Origin of the sequence: Lentibacillus songyuanensis (assembly GCF_039548255.1) — a bacterium.
In the GTDB taxonomy this organism is placed as follows: Bacteria; Bacillota; Bacilli; order Bacillales; family Amphibacillaceae; genus Lentibacillus_C; species Lentibacillus_C songyuanensis.
Genome location: NZ_JBCLVH010000008.1, coordinates 46,897 through 66,571, shown reverse-complemented (window position 1 = coordinate 66,571; position 19,675 = coordinate 46,897). Strand labels below are relative to the sequence as shown.

15 protein-coding genes are annotated in these 19,675 nt (G+C 41.8%); 12 read left to right on the top strand and 3 right to left on the bottom strand.

Annotated features, from left to right (window positions below; genetic code table 11):
• Positions 1-39 precede the first annotated feature (39 nt).
• The 9 genes from WMZ97_RS09935 to WMZ97_RS09895 all read left to right on the top strand — a co-directional run bounded on the left by WMZ97_RS09935 (position 40) and on the right by WMZ97_RS09895 (position 8,118).
• Positions 40-600: an RNA polymerase sigma factor gene (locus tag WMZ97_RS09935; RefSeq protein ID WP_343271932.1), complete on the top strand. Its 561-nt coding sequence runs from the start codon at positions 40-42 to the stop codon at positions 598-600.
• A complete protein-coding gene (locus tag WMZ97_RS09930; RefSeq protein WP_343271931.1) occupies positions 597-1,355 on the top strand; it encodes an anti-sigma factor in 759 nt (252 codons plus the stop codon). The genes WMZ97_RS09935 and WMZ97_RS09930 overlap by 4 nt, the downstream gene beginning before the upstream one ends.
• A 453-nt stretch (positions 1,356-1,808) precedes the next feature.
• Complete coding sequence (locus tag WMZ97_RS09925) at positions 1,809-3,161, top strand: copper amine oxidase (protein ID WP_343271930.1); 1,353 nt, start codon at positions 1,809-1,811, stop codon at positions 3,159-3,161.
• A 35-nt stretch (positions 3,162-3,196) separates the two neighbouring features.
• Positions 3,197-3,865, top strand: coding sequence for a class F sortase (locus WMZ97_RS09920; RefSeq protein WP_343271929.1), 669 nt, complete (start codon positions 3,197-3,199; stop codon positions 3,863-3,865).
• A 435-nt stretch (positions 3,866-4,300) separates the two neighbouring features.
• Complete coding sequence (locus WMZ97_RS09915; protein WP_343271928.1) at positions 4,301-5,587, top strand: DUF2254 domain-containing protein; 1,287 nt, start codon at positions 4,301-4,303, stop codon at positions 5,585-5,587.
• 70 nt (positions 5,588-5,657) lie between these two features.
• Positions 5,658-6,821: a CapA family protein gene (locus WMZ97_RS09910; RefSeq protein ID WP_343271927.1), complete on the top strand. Its 1,164-nt coding sequence runs from the start codon at positions 5,658-5,660 to the stop codon at positions 6,819-6,821.
• A 2-nt stretch (positions 6,822-6,823) separates the two neighbouring features.
• The gene (locus WMZ97_RS09905) at positions 6,824-7,087 is read left to right on the top strand and encodes a hypothetical protein (protein ID WP_343271926.1); all 264 of its coding nucleotides are present in this window, start codon (positions 6,824-6,826) and stop codon (positions 7,085-7,087) included.
• Between the two features lie 19 nt (positions 7,088-7,106).
• Positions 7,107-7,265 carry a hypothetical protein gene (locus WMZ97_RS09900; protein WP_343271925.1) on the top strand — a complete coding sequence of 53 codons (159 nt, stop codon included), beginning with the start codon at positions 7,107-7,109 and terminating at the stop codon, positions 7,263-7,265.
• 562 nt (positions 7,266-7,827) lie between these two features.
• Positions 7,828-8,118 carry a TIGR04104 family putative zinc finger protein gene (locus WMZ97_RS09895; protein WP_343271924.1) on the top strand — a complete coding sequence of 97 codons (291 nt, stop codon included), beginning with the start codon at positions 7,828-7,830 and terminating at the stop codon, positions 8,116-8,118.
• 214 nt (positions 8,119-8,332) lie between these two features.
• Here WMZ97_RS09895 and WMZ97_RS09890 read toward each other — a convergent pair whose 3' ends face one another.
• From WMZ97_RS09890 to WMZ97_RS09880, 3 genes are all read right to left on the bottom strand, one after another.
• On the bottom strand, positions 8,333-9,598 hold the full coding sequence (locus WMZ97_RS09890; RefSeq protein ID WP_343271923.1) for a beta-ketoacyl-[acyl-carrier-protein] synthase family protein: 1,266 nt from the start codon (positions 9,596-9,598) through the stop codon (positions 8,333-8,335).
• Positions 9,595-11,343 (bottom strand): AMP-binding protein, encoded by a 1,749-nt coding sequence (locus tag WMZ97_RS09885; protein WP_343271922.1) that lies wholly within the window; start codon positions 11,341-11,343, stop codon positions 9,595-9,597. Before WMZ97_RS09885 ends, WMZ97_RS09890 begins: the two co-directional genes overlap by 4 nt.
• A gap of 379 nt (positions 11,344-11,722) precedes the next feature.
• The gene (locus WMZ97_RS09880) at positions 11,723-14,182 is read right to left on the bottom strand and encodes an FIMAH domain-containing protein (protein ID WP_343271921.1); all 2,460 of its coding nucleotides are present in this window, start codon (positions 14,180-14,182) and stop codon (positions 11,723-11,725) included.
• Between the two features lie 632 nt (positions 14,183-14,814).
• On the opposite strand from WMZ97_RS09880, the gene WMZ97_RS09875 reads away from it, so the two are divergent.
• The 3 genes from WMZ97_RS09875 to WMZ97_RS09865 all read left to right on the top strand — a co-directional run bounded on the left by WMZ97_RS09875 (position 14,815) and on the right by WMZ97_RS09865 (position 19,376).
• Entirely contained in the window at positions 14,815-15,501 is a 687-nt protein-coding gene (locus tag WMZ97_RS09875) for a response regulator transcription factor (RefSeq protein ID WP_343271920.1), read from the top strand.
• Positions 15,488-17,554, top strand: coding sequence for a HAMP domain-containing sensor histidine kinase (locus WMZ97_RS09870; protein ID WP_343271919.1), 2,067 nt, complete (start codon positions 15,488-15,490; stop codon positions 17,552-17,554). The genes WMZ97_RS09875 and WMZ97_RS09870 overlap by 14 nt, the downstream gene beginning before the upstream one ends.
• A gap of 325 nt (positions 17,555-17,879) precedes the next feature.
• Positions 17,880-19,376: an aminotransferase class V-fold PLP-dependent enzyme gene (locus WMZ97_RS09865; protein ID WP_343271918.1), complete on the top strand. Its 1,497-nt coding sequence runs from the start codon at positions 17,880-17,882 to the stop codon at positions 19,374-19,376.
• Positions 19,377-19,675: the final 299 nt, after the last annotated feature.

Genomic DNA, 19,675 nt, shown 5'->3' with positions numbered 1-19,675 from the left:
ATGTTATGATATTTATATATCTTTTCAAAGGAGAACGTTATGCGAGAACATGATCTGGAATTATACAAACGAATTGGGCATAATGATGAAGCAGCACTTGAACAACTCTATGATCGCTATGAAAAACTTATATTCTCTTTTGCATATCGAATGACGAATAATACGTTTCTTAGTGAAGAAGTGGTGCAGGAAGTCTTCACAAAAGTATGGTTAAAAAAAGGAACATACGATGAATCAAAAGGAAAATTTTCCTCATGGCTCTTAACCGTAACCCGAAACACAAGTATTGATCTATTACGCAAGAAGAAAGAGACACCATACGAATTAACGGAAAATGACGTCGTCACAGATAAACAACCGTCAACGGAAGAGGTTGTAGAATGGAAAGAAAGTGGCGAGCATATTCGCCATGCCGTAAAACATCTGACGATAGAACAACAGGAAATTATCGAGCTGTTTTATTTCAAAGGGATGTCGCAATCGACCATTGCATCTGAATATGATATTCCGCTTGGAACGGTTAAAGGAAGAGTACGCTTGGCGTTAAAACATCTTAGAGAACGTATGACGGAGCAACAGGAAAGGGGGGTTCGGGAATGAGCAATGAAAAACACTGCGATTTATTGCTTGATTATTTTAATGATCAATTAACTCCAGAGGAACAGCAAATGTATGAAGCTCATTTGCAACAATGTCAGGACTGTCAGGATGAGCTGAAGGAGTTACAAGAACTTACCGAAGACCTGCCATACAGCAGTGAACCAATCGAACCACCGACAGAAATGAAACAACGTGTCCTTTCTAATATACTGCAGACAAATGAGCAAGCGGATCCCCAGAAAGATATCGGCGGGGGGCCTGAAAAAGTTCCTGTTAGACGGCGAAAAAGCTGGTACCAGCCATTAATAGCTGCAGTTTTAGTGTTGTCACTAGTAGGTAATGGTGCAGCACTCGTTTATATAAAACAAGATAGAGATGATAATAATAAACAAGAAGCTAAACCGAAGACATCTCTAGATGTTGTGCAAAGGAAGGCGACACTTCAAGCATCTGAAGGGGTTGATTCCAAAGCAACCGCAATGATGATTGAACAAAACGAACAGCTAAATTTAATTGTGGAAGCAAGCGAATTGCCGCCGCTCGAAGGGGAGGAGACATATCAAGTTTGGGTTCTGGAAGATGAAAAACCTTATCGGGCAGGAACGTTTGTCCCGAACAGTGATGGACTGGGCGCAGTATCTTATGTGATTAATTACGAAGGGAAACATAAATGGGATACAATTGCGATTACGAAAGAACCGAATGCGAAAAGCACAACGCCACAAGGGGATATTCTGTTAAGCACCTCCTTATAATCTTAAAAAAACCGAAATGTGCGTTCACATTTCGGTTTTTTGCTTTCTCCATTCCAAAGATTAGACGGTTGAAAGTTGTATCCCGCTCCGACAAAATATTCGATTCCTACTATTATCTCTTCAGCTGCTTTAACCAAAGTCCAATACGGATATGGATTCGAGTCAATTTCATAAGTACTTTAATACATTTGTAATCTGAACAATAAAGCATATGATCGCTTTCATGGTTGTTCGTTACACGCAGAGCATTGTTGATTGGAACTCAAAGCGTCCGCCTGTAGTGGAAATCAACGAACCTAGCACAAGTTCGGGTTGTTCGGGATTAGATACCGCTTTTGAATGATGAAATCGACTCATTAAAAAAAATTATAAAAAAAGTGATCCAATCTTAAATCCATCTCGTTAGCTAAGCAGAAAACCAAATAAAAAATAGGAAAGAAAGGGGAAATTTTGATGAACTGGAAAAAGGCACTTGTTGTGGCACCACTTAGTGCAGCGTTACTATTTTCTACAGGAGGTTTTGCTAGTGCAGCTTCGATGGATGATGGTGACCCGACAGTTGAGACGGCTGCTGTCGATCTGAGAGCGGACTTGGGACATTTGTTAAGTGAACATGCATTTTTAGCGGTTGAAGCAATGCGAAATGGGGCAGCAGATTCAGATGACTTTGATGCTTCTGTCGATGCGCTGAATTCCAATACGGACGATCTGAGTGAGGCAATTGCGTCGGTATATGGTGATGACGCTGGGAAATCCTTTAAGAAAATGTGGAGCGCTCATATTGGTTATTTTGTTGACTATGTCAATGCTACAGCCGATAAAGATGACGATGCAAAGCAAGAAGCGCTAGACAATTTAGGCAACTATAAAGAAGATTTCTCGAAATTCCTTGAGACAGCAACCGATGAAAGACTAGAAGCCGGTTCATTGGCAGAGGGGCTGCAAATGCATGTCAATCAACTAATCGGAGCATTTGACAACTATGTAGATGGAGATTATCAGGATGCATACGACCATGAGCGTGAAGCAATCGAACATATGCATACAGTTGCAAAAGGACTATCATCCGCAATAGCTGATCAATATCCGGATAAATTCGATGATACAATGGCAGTAACTCCTGCTGGTGATTTACGGGCTGACTTAGGTTACTTATTATCAGAACATGCTGGCTTGGCTGTTATAGCTATGCAAAATGGTATTGAAGAAAACCCTGATTTTGAGGCATCAACTGACGCATTAAACGACAACACAAAAGATTTATCAAAAGCAATTGCCTCGGTGTATGGTGATGAAGCGGGCGATAAGTTTCAAGATATGTGGTCGAAGCATATTGGCTATTTCGTCGATTATGTTAATGCAACAGCTGATAAAGATGAAGATGCAAAACAAGAGGCACTAGACCATTTATCATCATATAAAGAAGACTTTTCAGAGTTTATGGACACGGCAACAGAAGGAAATGTGGAAGCATCCGATTTGGCTGAGGGATTACAAATGCATGTGGATCAGTTAATTGGTTCATTTGACAGCTATGTAAAAGGTGACTACGATGATGCATTTTCACAAGCACGCGATGGATATGGACATATGTATGAAGCGGCAAAACTGTTGTCATCTGGTATTGTGGCCCAGTATCCGGATAAATTTGCAAACGATATGCCAAGTGAAATGCCTAATACTGGACTTGGAATGCCCCAAGATCAAGACAACCATATGATGTGGGCATGGATCTTAGGTGGAGCCATCTTTATATTGGCTGCTTTCGTGGCAATCCGTAAATACAACACTGCCAAAAATCAATAATTTGGCAATGGATGATGATAAAGGGGGGATGTGCGATGTGGAAGTTTGCAAGTCTATTATTACTGATTTTATTGATCGGGTGTGGACAGACACAGAGCACGGACTCCGCTGAATCTCAATTGAAGAGCGCAACGGAATCCAAACCGCCCACACATGAAACAAACAGTCCATCGTCACAGGATAAACAAAACGATAGTGATACGAAGAAAAAAGACAGCAAACCAGCAACACCATTTGAATCAGAAAAAGATTATAGGATAAAGCCTAGCAAGATAAAGATCGACAGCATCGATGTAGAGTCAGCGGTTGACGATGTTGGCTTAATGAAAAATGGAGAAATGGCTGTTCCTGATGACTTTCGGATAACGGGCTGGTATGACCGAGGAACGATGCCAGGTGAACAAGGGAGCTCCGTCATTGCTGGTCATGTGGACGATAAAACGGGCCCGGGGATTTTCTTTAACCTCAAAGATCTAAATAAGGGTGATGAGGTGGAAGTCATGGATGAGGATGGCAAAAAATTGGTGTTCGAAGTAGTAGATAAACAATCGTTTCCGATGGATGATGCACCAGTGAAAAAGATATTCGGATATACATCTAGAAGGATGTTAAATCTTGTTACATGTACGGGGCCGTTTGACCGTTCAAAAGGCGGACATATTGATCGGTTAGTCGTGTATACAGAGTTAAAAACAGATAAGTAGGATAAGGGTGCGGGTATTATCTCCAGTGGTTAGAGCCATTGGGGATAATTTTTTTAATCGTCTAGAAAGTATAAAATTTTGTAGTTGTGTAGTTACTAGATAAATCAGTCAAGCCACGTCCCGCTCCAGCCCCCAGAGACTAGTAGCCAACATCCGCCTCCGTATGATAAGTCAACATCGGCTCGGGGGGACAAAGATAAGCCGACTAAAACCGGCCTTTGTGGTCAACGTTGGCATAAATCTGTTTTAGTGGCATGTAAAATTATCTCTGCTTGTAGGAATGTTCAGTTAAGACAGCTGTTTTGCAGGGCGCAGTCTATACGTCTCCAAATGGACGCTTACGCCTTTGTTCTATCGTGAACGCCTCTTAAACAAGTGCTTGAAGTTCTTCCATTTAGGGAATCAGTTGTAGGAACAGGTTATGGAGGGTTGCAAGTGAAGCGGGAAAAAGTATGGATTGCGGTGCGAGACAGTTTTTGGCTAATTCCAACTATCTATGGACTTGTCTCGATCATCTCCGTCATAGTAGTAAACGAAATCGATTCGTGGATTATTGAAAGTTTTGAAGGACAGCTGCCACAGGTGTTCTTAACCAATGGTGATGTGGCAAAAGAGTTGTATTCAGCGCTTGTCTCAGCGATTTTAACCATGACAACGATCAGCTTTTCTGTCATTATGGTGGTATTAACGACTTACTCCACCCAATTTTCACCAAGGACTCTACAGGATTTTATGCGAAGTGCAGCAACGCATCATATATTAGGAATGTATTGTTTTGGATTTGTATTTGCGCTGTTGCATTTGATCCTGGTGGGAAGAGGTAATATGGTGGTTGGACCACTTGCTATGGGTCTCGTGGCAATGATTATATTAGCCTTTTTTGTTTACTTCATTCATCATTCAGCCCGCTGGATCCAGGTGAACAATTTAATCGCAAAAATTCATATGGATGGTTCCAAGGTGATTACCCATGCGTATCGGAAGCCGAATTTTCTGGAGCATGCGGACTGGGATGAAACAGAAATCTCACGATTATACCAAACAAACAAGCGAGTTATCCGTGCCGAAAAGTCGGGTTACGTGCAGAAGGTAGATTGGAAATCATTGGTTGACTGGACAAGCAGCCATCATTGTACCGTAGAAATGTGTGTTCAAATTGGTGATTTTATCTTGGATGGCGCCCCCGTTATGCGTGTGATGGGAGCGGATGAACAGGAGAAAATCCATATACTAGACAGTTATTTCATTATTGGTAACGAACGGACGGATCTTCAGGATGTTGAGTTTTCTTTGCAGAAATTGGTGGAAATCGCCTTACGAGCCATTTCTCCTGCAATTAATGATCCGCATACGGCCATTAATTGTATCAACCGTATTGGTGCACTGCTGAGCGAGGCATCAGCTAATTATAAGGAAATCTATTATTTGTCTGATGAACATCAACATTTACGTGTGATCAAGCAACCGAAGAAATACGAAGATTATTTGTACAAAAGCTTTTATCAAATCCGTCATTATGCTAAGGATGATGTATCGGTGCTTTACAGCTTAATCGATGTGTTATATAAAGTCGCCCTGGTCAGTGACGAAACGATAAAACGAAAAATTTGGCGGTTTCACTATTATATCCTGGATGTGATTGTGTGGGATGCACTGTCTGAACTGGATCAGCAGTATTTACAATCCATCTATCAGAAATTTAAAGCTAGTTTTAGAGAATAAGCGCTTGCTGGTGTCGTTTCTTGTCGTCTTTTGATATGATGGGGAAAAAGACGTGTGGGGGACAAGAGCAATGAATACGTGGAGACTCACTGTTTTTATTCTGGTAAGTTTCTTTTTGCTGACGGGTTGTGCTAGTGATCGAGTGGCGAATAATAAAATGGGGCAAATCGTACCGTCTAGTAAAACGACGGTTGATTTAAAGGAATGGTCAAAACAGGTCACCCTGTCAGCGGTTGGGGATATCCTTATTCACGATCGGGTCTATCGTGATGCAAAGGGTAAGGATGGGTATGACTTTCATCCAATGCTGGCAAAGGTTAAACCGTTTTTAAATGATGCAACCATCACCTTTGCCAACCAGGAAAGCATGATGGGCGGTGAAAAGATTGGGTTGTCTTCGTATCCGTCGTTTAATAGTCCAATAGAGATTGGTGATGCATTAAAGGGTGCCGGTGTGAATATCGTATCTATGGCGAATAATCATACATTGGATCGCGGAGAAGAGGCTATCCAGCAGGCAATCAAGAATTGGAAGACGATTGGTATGATGTACACCGGTGCATTTGAGAATAAACAGGATCAAAATGACTTACGAATTTATCAGACCGATGAAGGGATATCGGTGGCTTTCCTTGCCTATACATACGGGACGAATGGAATAGAGGTGCCAAATGGAAAGGATTACTTGGTAAACTTGATTGATAAAGACACGATGGCGGGCGCTATTAAAAAGGCGAAAAAACAAGCAGATGTGACCGTGCTGAGTCTGCATTTTGGTGAGGAATATGAACGCATGCCGAATGATGAACAGAAGGATCTTGCCCAATTTGCTGCAGATCATGGTGTTGACGTGGTGTTGGGGCATCATCCACATGTGCTGCAGCCGATCGAATGGGTCAAGGGAAAACATGGCAATAAGACGCTGGTCATTTATTCATTGGGTAACTTTTTATCGGGTCAGGATGATGATTACACCCGGATTGGCGGTATATTGACATTTACGATAAAACAAACGATGAAAGAGGCAAATAAGAAGGAAACAACGGTTACTAAGCCAAGGTTTATGCCGACATATGTGACCTTCCATAACGAAACAGATTACCGGGTTGTGCCGATGCATCAGCTAACGAATAAAGAGTTAAAACATGCGGATAAACATTATCAGGAAATCAAGGATCACATGGCACAGTGGATGCCTGAACTTGAATTTGTGGAAGCGGAGGATGAATCGTGATCATGTTTCAAGATATATTATCTATTGTCATGTGTCTTGTGCTGCTTGTTTTCATAGCTTATGTGGTACGTCATCGAAAAAGGAAAGGTATTAAAGGTATCAAACGTGTACTATCATCGATTTTTCTGTACCTTATAGCAGTAACTAATCTATTAGCATATTGGTTTAACGCCTTGGGTATTGTGAGCTGGGGGATAACCATTGTGTTGTTAATGGCGGCTGCTTACTTTACGAAATATATCCCGTTGCCGAATGAGCGCACATGAAGACGAGGGAGTTGATTCCATGAATGAAAATTATTTTGTTGGTTGGGGAACCTTAGCGTTAATTAATGCAGGGTTGGCTCAGGGAAAGAATCGAAGCGGATTGAACTGGTTTCTCTTGTCCTTGCTGCTTGGGCCAATTGCAACGCTTGTATTGGTGATAGTGGAGAAACGAGCGTGAGTTTGGATAGTAAAACAAGAAGAATCTGAGAAAAAGCTTAATATATTTACAGGGGAACTCTAATTTTGTGTTGACTTTTCTGATATACTAGGAATAGATCATACACCTTGGTTTAGACTTCAAATAGAAAAGTTATGTTTATATGCCACATACTTTTTACACGAAGACAATTGATTCCGCTGTATCTTTCAACGTTCAAGAAGACCCCGCAGATTATAACCAACTAGAAACAATAAGCAAATAAGGCCGCAAACACATATTACAGAAAAGCAAACAACCTTTGCTAAAGAGCAAAAAGATATCGCTGAAAGGCAAAAATATATTGATAAAAAAGCACAACACTTGATGCAAACGATTGAAGAAACTGAATATAATGCTAAAAGAGGCGCTTTTAAAAAGGGCTTCACAATAGACGTGGTTGCTGGATCTACGGGTTTGGATAAAGAAGTCGTAGCTCAAAACCTTCAGGAAATGACAATCTGATTGGGATCATTAATGGGTAATATTCTACAAAAGTGCATGTGTCTGTATAACATTACACTGGTATGAAGAAGGTGGTTGTATGCCTATCTGTCAAAACTGTGGGCGAGAATGGACTTGGAAGCAGACGATCAAAACGCTGTTCAAACTGAAATGCCCACATTGCGGTGAAAGGCAGTATGAAACAGCTGCGTCACGATGGAAAAACGGCATGTTTACTATGATTTGGTTAGTCATTTTTACGCCAATCGTTAGTTTTTTAGATGTATCTATGCCCGGAGCTGTTATCGTAGGATCTATTCTTATACTCATTCAACTAGGTATTCATCCATTTAATTTAAAACTATCTAATGAGTTTGAACCCTATTGGTAACGAGAAAGCAGGCTAGATGATTGGGAACAAGCGCTAAAACGATCGAAAAAGCGAGCTGACCGATCGAGAGCGTGTGTTGATACAATTGAACTTACCGTATGTTTGATTGTCTTTCTTACTCTCAATCAACCAATGCCCGCCTAGTGGTGCATGCTTTTTCAGTAGTCACGGAACCGTCTTGCGTTTCGACACTACTGGAAGCATAACTTCCCGGTTATATGCTTCGCCAAATAAGGGAGCCGTTTTGACCGCCGAATCCGAATGAGTTGGATAAGACGCTGTGTACGGCTTTTTTGGTTGTTTCCCGTACGAGATTTGGTGGCGCTGCTTCGGGATCTGGTTCGGTACAATGAAGTGTTGGAGGCAGCCACCCGGTTTCAATTGACTTGATGCAGGCGATACTTTCAATCGCCCCGGCACTTCCAAGCATATGACCGATCGCGCCTTTAATCGAATTGACGGGAATGCTGGCTAAAGTTTCTGTAAAAACTTTTTCTAACGCGATTGACTCTGCCTTGTCCCCGACAGGTGTTGCGGTGGCATGGGCATTGATATAATCAATGGCATTTGGCTTTAGTCCGGATGTTGCTAATGCCCGATTGATCGCAATGGCTGCACCTTCACCATCAGGGTGTGGTGCTGTCTCATGGTAGGCATCATTTGAGGCTCCGTATCCGGCAAGCTCAGCATATATTTTTGCTCCACGTCTAACGGCATGTTCATAGGTTTCTAAAACCAGAAAAGCTGCCCCCTCACCAACAACCATTCCTTTTCGGTTCACATCAAATGGTCGGCTCCAGGCTTGCTTATCGTCTGGTCCATCGGTTGCGATTGCACCTGCTGAACGGAGCCCGGATAACACAACTGGGGAGAATAAATATTCCGCTCCACCTGCTAAAACTAAATCCACTTCACCGCGCTTAAGCCAATACATGGATTCACCGATTGCATTGGCCGATGCAGCACAGGCAGTAGTGTACGTCATGACCGGCCCGCGAATAGTATACTCCATGGCAATCGCTGCGGCAGCTGCATTGGGAATTGATTTGGAAAGTAACCTGGGGCTCATTCGTTTGTCGGGATTCATTGTCAGTGAACTAGCTCCATCTGCCAATGATTCAACGCCGCCATATGCAGTTCCAACCGATATCCCCATCCGATGTGGTGGAAGATCAACAGACCAGGACTCCTCAGACGCGGATGATAATCCAGCATCTTTAATTGCTTCAGCTGTCGCAATAAGGCTAAGCTGAGTAAACCTGTCTGTTTTTTTGATGAGCTTTTTGGGAAGGTAGTCTTGCAGATTGATTTCGGGTAGTTGTGCCGATACTGGAATCCATTTCTGCCATTCGTTTTGTTTTGTTTCCTGGACAGCGGATTTTCCTTCTAATAAAGTATCCCAAAAGAGAGGGACACCGACACCAAATGGGGTGATGGCACCGACCCCAGTAACAACCACTTTTGGTGTAGATACTGTCATTGCTTTACCTCCTCCTTGTTTCTTGCGTTTTTTCCTAAGTATTGCTTAGCCATTTCAACTAAGCGAAATTTCTGCAGTTTTCCATTTCCTGTATATGGCCAATCTTTTTCATCAATAAACCAAACATAACGGGGAACTTTGAACTTTGCCAGTTGTTCACGGCATAAATATACAATATCACGTCTTTCAAGTTGTTTGCCAGATTTTAACTCAACAAAAGCTGCTCCAATTTCACCGGTAATGGCATCAGGTACACCAACGACATACACTTGCTTGACAGCATCGTGGGTAGAAATCACTTCTTCCACTTCTTTTGGTGCAACATTCTCCCCGGAAACAATATATAAATCTTTGCTTCGTCCCAGAAATTCGATATAACCATGGTCGTCAATCCTTCCCAAATCACCTGTATGAAACCAACCGTCTTTATCGATGGCAGCTACTGTTTCTTCCGGTTTTTTGTAATAGCCTTTGGTTACAATGTTTCCGCGGACGGCAAGTTCACCGGGGGTTCCTGGATTGATATCTTTTTTTGTGAATGGATCCACTACTTTGTATTGTGTATTGGATCCGCCGAATTCAGCTAAACCACTACTGCCGCCAGGTTTCATCCGTCCTACTCTGGTTGAGACAACTTCAAGTGGATCGCCTACCTCTGTATGAACGGTTGATGCCGAGGCTTCCGTTCCCCCATATGCTGAGCATATTTCGGTCAAACCAAGAACCTGCGTTGCCTGCTTCCAGACAGGAATTGGTGCGGGGGCTGCCGCACACAATAAGCTGAATAACGATGTCAGATCATACTTTTTTACATCTGGATAATGCAGAATAGAAAGCAACATGGAAGGCACACCGAGGAAGTCAGTTGCCTGTGTTTTTTCCATTAATGTCAACATAGATTTTGGTGTCGATTCCGTTGTTAATATAAGGGAACCACCCACGTATGTGGCAGAAAGGATCCCTTCAATATAGGCGAAAACGTGATACATTGGCAGGGTGGTAAAGACACGCCGTCCGTCTTCAAATGCCCGGCTGAGAGCGGTACTAAATGCACAGCGCAAAATCATATCATGGGTAAGCATAACCCCCTTTGGCAAGCCGGTAGTACCTGAAGTATAAATGATATCAACTACTTCATCGGGGTACTCACTGTCATGGATTCGTTTTTGTAATGCATCCTCAGAAGTGGATTGGGCCTTAGCCAAAAAGTCCTTCCATACAACAAAATTGCCGTCCGTTATTGTAGCTGCCTGGTTAGGGATACAAACTGCTTTCTTCAGCGACTTTTCGCCATCGATATCCTGAAGCTTGTCCTGGTTTATTAAACGGCCAATGATCGCTGCATAATTCGTCTTTTTAATCGTTTGATGAAAAAATAACCAGTTGGTATCGGATTGTCTTAGTGTGTATTCCAGTTCTTCTTCACGAAGCATCGTGTTGATTGGTACACATACAGCGCCAACTAAGGATATAGCGATTTTTAGGGGCATATATTCCAGCTTGTTTTCCATTAACAGGGCAACATGATCGCGGCGGTTAATTCCCATTGCCATCAATGCTTTGGCAATATTTAAGCTGTCATTCCACACTTGCCTGTATGTATATTCCCTGTCAGTCGTTAATAATAACGGTCGATCAGGAAACTTTTGTGCTCGTTCGGCAAAGTGGGCTCCTAATGTTTTTCGTTCCCAGGTAGGGAATTGACGTTCAATCTCCCTTCTGCGTTCGGTTACACTTTTTACCATTGATAACACTCCAATCAATTTAGGCTGTGCAAATTTCATTGATTAATTGTAAATAGTAGTTCATTCATATCTGTCTATATTTGTTGTTTGCCAATTACATGGAGAAACTCTCTTCTAATATGAGTATATTCTCATTGCTGGTTTTATATGTAATTTATCCTACTCTTAACGAGCAATAAGACTCCCACTTCAAGATTTTAGGGTGAATCAAAAAAGATAAGCGGGAGTCAACTGCATGACAAAGGTCCGGTGCTGTTTAACTACTATTCAGTGGAGGAGGAAAGGGGCAGGCTAAGAATATCAGATCCTTATGTCTTCGCCTGCACTAGACGTCTAAGTTCGTCGAACCCCCCACTGAATGAAGTTTTACTTTATTTATTTAGTTCGCTGGACGCGCCAAATTATCCTGATCGCTATCCTTTTGCTGCCACTTTTTCAACAAAGCGTCTGCATCTGATGTTAACGTTTGATACCCCTTCTTAGAAATCAATTGGGCGTTTTTGTCATGGTCAAGCAAGGCTTTGAAACCTTTCATGTGTTTGACCACTTTTTCGGAGCGGTTTTGCTTTTCGTAAAGATTGACCGCTGTCAGATGTGTTTTCAAAAGACGAGCAGCTACATCACTACTGAATTCGCCGTCTTTTTCAAGTTGCTCCACCGTTTTCTTGAGTTCAGCAGCGTTGGTGGCGGTATGAGCTGTTGTGAAATCATCCGCGGATCGCGGTTTCAACAAGTATACGCCCTTGAACACCGAACCGATACCGGTGATCGTCAGCTTATCGCCTTCCTGGTACGTTTCGGTAAATTCATCGTAATCAAAGCCGGAACGATTATCAACACGAATTCGGTTGGTTGTGTCCCCGCTCACGGCATCAAATTCAAAAGTCCCGTATGCGTCCGGATCTTCGATGTTTTGTACCTCGATGTTTTCAAGCTTCAATAATTGACCTTGGTTGACGTCATCGACGGCGTTAACCACTTTCGCTTTTGGCAATACACCGTCTCCCTCGTCTGTAACTTTAACTATATCTTCCAACTCGATTTCATCATTAAACGTTGTGCGTTTTGCTGTCACCGTCACCTTTTGACCTTGATGGAATGTGCCGTCAGATGGGAAGACATAGATTCCACCAGTGTCATCCTGGAGATAAAAACCGTCTCCACCCCAAATGCCAGGTTTTGTGGTGATCACCCCTGCAACTGTGACAAGTTCCCCATCCGATACTTTCCGTGCATCGGCAATCGATAGTTGATCTGGTATGGGGGTTTCATATGGCGGCAGTGGCTCAACGTCTACGTCCGCAATGTTAACCGATACTGTCTTCTTGTTGTTTCCTTTTACTTTCAAACGAAGTTTCGCATCTCCTGTATAATTGGGATCCAGTTTCAATGTGAGATCTTGATGGGCTTGTCCTGTTGCGTTCGCCGTCACATCAAATTCCTTACTATATCCAGGATTGGCTGCCCAACCGTCATCATTTTTGAATGTGGCCAGCTGCTGTCCATCCTTTTTGTAGATGCCTACTTTCATATTGGTGACGCGTTCACCTGGCAGCAGATCATCGACAACAAGCCGAATTTGGAATTCGTCTTTATTCGGTAATGTATCCTGATGAACGAAATCATAAGCTGGGTTGGATGCTTCTTCATCTGATCCGTACGATCCTGCAGCAAAAGTGCTTGGATCCCACCATTTATAGCCAGTCGGTGGTTCGGACCAAGGTTCATGTTCCGGTTCGGTTGATTTGGATAGATCTTTTTCGAAATCCTTTAGTGGTGTCTTGTCGCTAAGGGTTACCTTACCGTTAAATGATGTGTAATCCTCTTGTTCTGCCAGCCAATCCATGGTTTGGATTAAAAATGTCGCGTTGTTACCCTCTCCCCAAAACCCGTCATAGGTTGTCTTTACCTGTCCATTTTCTTCGCGAAGATACTTTGGCGTGGCATCTTCAACGGGCGAGGAATCCCCGATGAAAGCCGCTTTTCCTTTACCAACCTTGGCAATGGCCGCGAAGGCTCCTTCGTCAATTCCGCCACCGTTATAAACGCCTTCATCGACAGCCGGCCCCCATTTTGGTGGATTTTCCGGCAAATAGACCAATCCTTTGGCATGATTAGGATCCAGAATCGCCAGGGTCGCCCCGGCATGCATCTCTACTGTTTCCACGTCCTTCGTAATCCCGAAAGAATCATCTTCCGGTACGACCGTTTCGCCTGATGTTATATCCCCAATAGCATTGGAGCGAAACCGGATACCGAATTCCTCTCCCAACCAGTCCGTGCTTGTCACTCCTTGCATGGCCTCGGAATTTGCTTCTTCCTCTCCCATTCCTTTCGTAGGATCTTCGAAAGCACCGCGGCGATAACCATTGAATACTTCACCAGCATCCCAGCGGTTCAAGTTGCGGTCAGCGTTGTAATGATCTCCGATGAAGAAAATACTTCCGCCTTGTTTGACGTATTGAAGCATGGCATCCTGTTCCGATGATTTAAAAGGAATGTTTGCCTCCCCAAGCACAAAAACCTTGTAATCTTTCAAATCATCGTACGTAATAGGGGATGTCTTTCGCAATTCATCCACGTCATATCCCTCATCCGCGATGGCATGACCAAAATCGGAAAACGCCCCATCGATCACCCAATCTGCCGCACCCGCCGTTTCACCATGTGTGTTATCGAACAATACTTTTCCGCGGAATTCCCCTTGATGCGCAATATGTGGCGCTGGGTCAATTGCCGACTCTGCATGTACCTGGTTATTTGTTTGGCTATCAAGAGCCGGAAACGTGGCAATAATTATCAGGACAATCAATAGTCTTGCTAGTTTGCTAACGTTCAAAATCTCGCACCTCCAATATTTTAATAGTCTGAACAGTATGAGTTTATCATGAAAAATAGTCGCGCACAATCAGCCTTCAGGACCCATTTTTTAACATATAGCGGTATATCGGTCACTTTTTTGCTCCTCATGTACCTAATTATGTACACTCCGGTGCTCCAAACTACGCCACCTTGAACTTCTCGGCCCTTTTTATCCTCCTTTTTGAACGCACTCTGTTAAAAAAGTCCATTGAACAGGAATTGGTAAGACAAAAACCATCTAGTAGTTTATAACTAAACCGGTCATTCCACTGTTCCTCCTTTTTCAGACAATGCAATTTCAAGTAGTATTCAGGGCTGCTATTTTTTCGTGGATCTTAAGAAAATCTTAAGATATCTGTTCGCAGGTTCTTAAGATTTTTCTATTATGATAACATTATCGGCAAAATCGAGGTCTTGCGTTAGGTTAGTCGAAACGATTGTCATCTTGCAGGGCGATTAAAATGGTGTATTATATAAGATTTGTCCCATCTCTATATTTTTATTGGAACTACGGCTTGCGTGAAACTGTAAAGATTTTCATAATGAAGATAGACTTGATGGGTATCATGAACGACGATTGAACGCATTCATACAAAGGAGTGACCCTTTATGAACATACTGGTTTGCGATGATGACAAAGAAATTGTTGATGCAATCGGAATCTATTTGGAAAACGAAAGCTATCAAATTTTCAAGGCTGCAAATGGAATAGAGGCACTGGAAATCATTGAGGAACAGGAAATTCATCTGATTATCATGGACATTATGATGCCAAAGATGGATGGAATCAAAACAACGATGAAAATAAGAGAAATGAATAATATTCCATTGATCATGCTTTCCGCCAAATCAGAGGACTATGATAAGGTGCTGGGATTGAATATAGGTGCGGATGACTATATGACCAAGCCATTTAACCCCTTGGAGCTCGTTGCCAGGGTTAAATCGCAGCTAAGAAGGTATACCGCATTAGGAAGTCTTGTCGCGGAGAATCACGTATTTGGAACTGGGGGACTTGTTATTGATGATGAAAGTAAAACAATCACCGTCGATGGGGATATGGTTCATTTAACACCCGTACAGTATAAAATTTTAAAGCTGTTAACGGCAAACGCTGGAAGGGTATTTTCTATTGAGGAGATTTATGAAAAGGTGTGGAATGAACCATCTTTTAATCCGGAAAACACCGTCAGCGTTCATATAAGAAAAATCAGAGAGAAAATTGAAATCAATCCAAAAGAGCCAAAATATTTAAAAGTAGTATGGGGAGTTGGATATAAAGTTGAAAAAATTTAGCCATGCAATATTAACAAAATTAGTCGTTTTTATTATCGTCATTTTATGTTTCACAGGTGCCATTCATGCATTAGCCAAGGTCATGGTCGAGAATGATGGCCATGTAGGAATTATTTTTGAAGACAACTATTTCCACAGTATGTCCTATATAGAAGAAAGTGAAGGCCTAGTGAATGACCTCACGACTTTGCTAGGGGAATACAAGAATGAGGACAATGTTTTAAAGGGCAATACAATTGATGAAGATGATTTGCGGTTTGAAGAAGAGGACTTATTTTCAAATTACTTGGATTCGGAAGGTTCTGGTTCGGATCTTAGTCAAGAGAATAATTTTGAGCAATTTAAAAAGGAACATGCTGATAAAATCGACCACGTAAAGAAAAGGCTGATAAATGATGAGTTACGCGTCTATCATTACATTATGCAAAATATAGAAGACGTAAAGCAACCATTGTACTACGCCAGTGATGGTAAGAATGTTTATACAAACAGTAAGAAGCTGGATAAAAAACAGCTTCAAACCTATCCGTCTTATATCGCGCTGGACGAAAATAAAAGGGAGTTCTATCCAAAAGATATCGAGGCGAACAGGTTTACAGATCGAATAACCGGCCAAATGGATCAATTGGATTCCAAAAGTCATGTTTATATTGCCTTTCCAGAGGAGTATCTTCAGTCGAAAATAAAAGATTGGCAAGCAAATAAAGCACACGCAACCAAAAACATTTATCAGTTTATCGGATTTTTGGCAGGATTCATTGTTTCCTTTTTCTATCTAGTGATAGTGAGCGGAAGAAAGCCCGCAAAGGAAGGGGACGTACATATGCATGCAATCGATGCATTATACGTTGATATTAATATCGCGATTTGCATCGGGCTTATCACAGTATGGATTGCATTGCTGGATGTTGTCGCCTTTTACGATATCCCTAAAATAGTCATTCCAATCACGATTCCCATCTCTGCAGCTGGATTTGTTCTCTTTTATTCCCTTATTAGGCATATAAAAAAGCGAACATTCTTCAAGCATACCTTAATTTACCAAATTGTTTATTGGCTGGCTCGATTTGTAAAGCGTGTCTATGATAATGGAAATATTGCGGTGAAAACCGTACTGATCGTGATTGGTTATCCGCTATTGATTGCTGCAACATTTTTCATGTTCCCGATAACGATTGGAATTGCTGCCTGGTTTGCTTTAAAGAAGGTTCAATCCTTTCATAAGATAAAAGATGGGGTTGAGAAAATAAAAAATGGAGATATCCATCACCGCATTGATGTTGGTGAAAAGGGTGAATTCGCTGAACTCGCTGCTAACATTAACCGTATCTCCGATGGGGTGAAGTATGCATTAGATAATGAACTTAAAAGTGAACGATTAAAAACAGAACTGATTACCAATGTCTCCCACGATATACGTACACCTTTGACTTCGATTATCACGTATGTTGACCTATTGAAAACAGAGGAGGATCCATTAAAAGCAAAAAGCTATATTGAAGTACTGGATAAGAAATCGAAACGACTTCAAACGTTAACAGATAATTTATTTGAAGCCGCGAAAGCATCCAGTGGAAATATACCAGTCCATTTAGAACAAATCGATATTGTATCGTTAATAACGCAAGGATTAGGTGAGGTAGCGGATAAAATTGACGCATTGAATTTAGACTTTAAGTTCCATTATCCCAACGATAAGGTTTATATTCTAGCAGATGGGAACTTGTTATGGCGATCCATTGAAAATCTGTTATCCAATATATTTAAATATGCACTGCAGGGTTCCAGGGTTTATGTTGATATTGAGGATGACGGCGATGAAATCCTTCTCACCTTCAAAAACATCTCGGCATATGAGCTCAATGTTACACCAGAGGAATTAATGGAGCGTTTTAAAAGAGGTGATGATTCTAGATCCAGCCAGGGAAGTGGGTTAGGTCTATCCATTACTAGAGAACTGATTGAGTTGCAAAAGGGAAGATTTATGATCCAAATTGATGGGGACTTATTTAAAGCAATGATCTATGTACCAAAAGTGGATCATGGAGACTGAAAGCCCGATCAACCATTAGGGCAGGGTCTGGCCCTGAATCTCATCGTATTTGAGAAACATATTCAGATAGAGCCGGGAAGATACCATGTCCGTAAGTATCTTCCCGGCTTTATAGTTGACCCTTCATGTTGCATTTGGTAGTTGCATTTTTTACATTTACATTCCTCTACACCCAGCCCAGGTATCAGAAGATCATCTTCTTCATAGGTCAGGTCCTAGCAATGCTTCGGATACAACGTACTGATACTGATACACCCGGGCTAACATTCCATAAAAATCCACATATATTAAACCAAGTAACCCTCATAAAAAGGTGGAACAAACTATGCTGAAAGCTCGGATAGGCAGCAACTATTATGAAATGCTCGGAGAATTAGAAACGTACTTTCAACCGTTTCGAGACGGAATTATTGGGAATGACCAGGAATTTCTTTCGCCTGTTGGCAGGCAAAGGATCATCTATGCTGACTGGATGGCAGGTGGGCGTCTTTATCGACCAATTGAGGATAAATTATGCAACGTTTTTGGTCCCTTTATGGCGAATACCCATACGGACTCCAATATGACTGGGGCGTTTATGACCAATGCTTATGAAGAGGCGAAGCGGGTTATAAAGGATCATGTCCATGCGAGTGACAATGATTGTTTGTTATTTGCCGGTTCTGGAATGACGGCTGCTATCAATAAATTGCAACGAATCCTTGGAATAAGGGTTCCGGAAAAATATAAAGATCAACTACATGTAAGCGAACAAGATACGCCGATTATTTTCATTTCGCATATGGAGCATCATTCCAATCATACATCCTGGTTGGAAACGATTGCTGATGTTTGTATGGTTGAACCTGATGCAGATGGCAATATTAGTCCGTCTAATTTGGATGATCTTCTCAATACGTATAAAAACCGTAAACTAAAAATCGGATCATTCCTTGCTTGTTCCAATGTAACGGGGATCGAAACGCCATATCATGAATTGGCTAGTGTCATGCACAAACATGGTGGTTATTGCTTTGTTGACTTTGCAGCTTCGGCCCCTTACACCCACATAAACATGCACCCTGAAAATGATAGGGAAGCGTTAGATGCGATATGTTTCTCACCCCATAAATTTTTAGGTGGGCCCGGATCAAGTGGTGTATTGATTTTTCATTCCAAATTATATGCGAATAACGTTCCTGATCATCCGGGTGGCGGGACTGTGGCTTGGACCAATCCGTGGGGAGAAAAGCAGTATTTCGATGCGATTGAAAGGCGAGAAGATGGAGGGACGCCGGGGATACTGCAGGCGATTCGGACGGCGTTATGCATCAGGCTAAAGGAACAGATGGGGATCAAAAAAATAGTGAAGCGTGAACAAGAACTTGTTTCCTTACTACTGTACCACCTTAATGCTATTCCAGATGTACATGTGTTAGAAGGAGAGAAGACGAATCGTTTAGGCATCATATCATTCGTTGTTGAAGATCTTCACTATAACTTAATCGTGAAGCTGCTCAATGACAGGTTTGGCTTTCAACTGCGAGGCGGGTGCTCCTGTACAGGAACTTACGGGCACTACTTATTTTCGATCGATCAAGTGAAATCGAAAAAAATTACCGATCTGATTGATGCCGGTGATCTTTCGGTAAAGCCAGGCTGGGCGCGTTTCTCCCTTCATCCGACCATGACAAATCAAGAAATATATCAATTTATCTCCGCGCTGAAACAAATCATAAAACATAAGGATCAATGGAAAGAAGAATATCGATATGATGCAAAAACGAATGATTTCTATTTTGTTAACCAGAAGCGGGTGGATACTGCAGAATTATTTTTTTAATATCAAGTTTATTATATACAGGTAGCTCTCGACAAACGAGGAAAGGTTCATATTAAAGAAAGTTCAGCGGGATATAACATACGCTGTAACACGCGAAGAAATAACAATCCTTGAGATGACACTAGATGAATTGATGAGATCCATTTTCCGTCGTTATAAAAAACGGTTTGCTAATATATAAAGCAGGCCGTTTTTTGTTATAAAAAGATAGGGAGAAGTCTATGAAGCTATGTCGAGGACAAAAGCGACAAACAATTATTGAGAATTATACAAAAAAACATTAAACGAGCCTAAACAAA

Coding starts and splice junctions, on each gene's coding strand:
- WMZ97_RS09925 (WP_343271930.1), top strand. CDS start 1,809: ATGAACTGGAAAAAGGCACTTGTTGTGGCACCACTTAGTGCAGCGTTA.
- WMZ97_RS09930 (WP_343271931.1), top strand. CDS start 597: ATGAGCAATGAAAAACACTGCGATTTATTGCTTGATTATTTTAATGAT.
- WMZ97_RS09875 (WP_343271920.1), top strand. CDS start 14,815: ATGAACATACTGGTTTGCGATGATGACAAAGAAATTGTTGATGCAATC.
- WMZ97_RS09905 (WP_343271926.1), top strand. CDS start 6,824: ATGTTTCAAGATATATTATCTATTGTCATGTGTCTTGTGCTGCTTGTT.
- WMZ97_RS09910 (WP_343271927.1), top strand. CDS start 5,658: ATGAATACGTGGAGACTCACTGTTTTTATTCTGGTAAGTTTCTTTTTG.
- WMZ97_RS09920 (WP_343271929.1), top strand. CDS start 3,197: ATGTGGAAGTTTGCAAGTCTATTATTACTGATTTTATTGATCGGGTGT.
- WMZ97_RS09895 (WP_343271924.1), top strand. CDS start 7,828: ATGCCTATCTGTCAAAACTGTGGGCGAGAATGGACTTGGAAGCAGACG.
- WMZ97_RS09935 (WP_343271932.1), top strand. CDS start 40: ATGCGAGAACATGATCTGGAATTATACAAACGAATTGGGCATAATGAT.
- WMZ97_RS09885 (WP_343271922.1), bottom strand. CDS start 11,343: ATGGTAAAAAGTGTAACCGAACGCAGAAGGGAGATTGAACGTCAATTC.
- WMZ97_RS09865 (WP_343271918.1), top strand. CDS start 17,880: ATGCTGAAAGCTCGGATAGGCAGCAACTATTATGAAATGCTCGGAGAA.
- WMZ97_RS09900 (WP_343271925.1), top strand. CDS start 7,107: ATGAATGAAAATTATTTTGTTGGTTGGGGAACCTTAGCGTTAATTAAT.
- WMZ97_RS09890 (WP_343271923.1), bottom strand. CDS start 9,598: ATGACAGTATCTACACCAAAAGTGGTTGTTACTGGGGTCGGTGCCATC.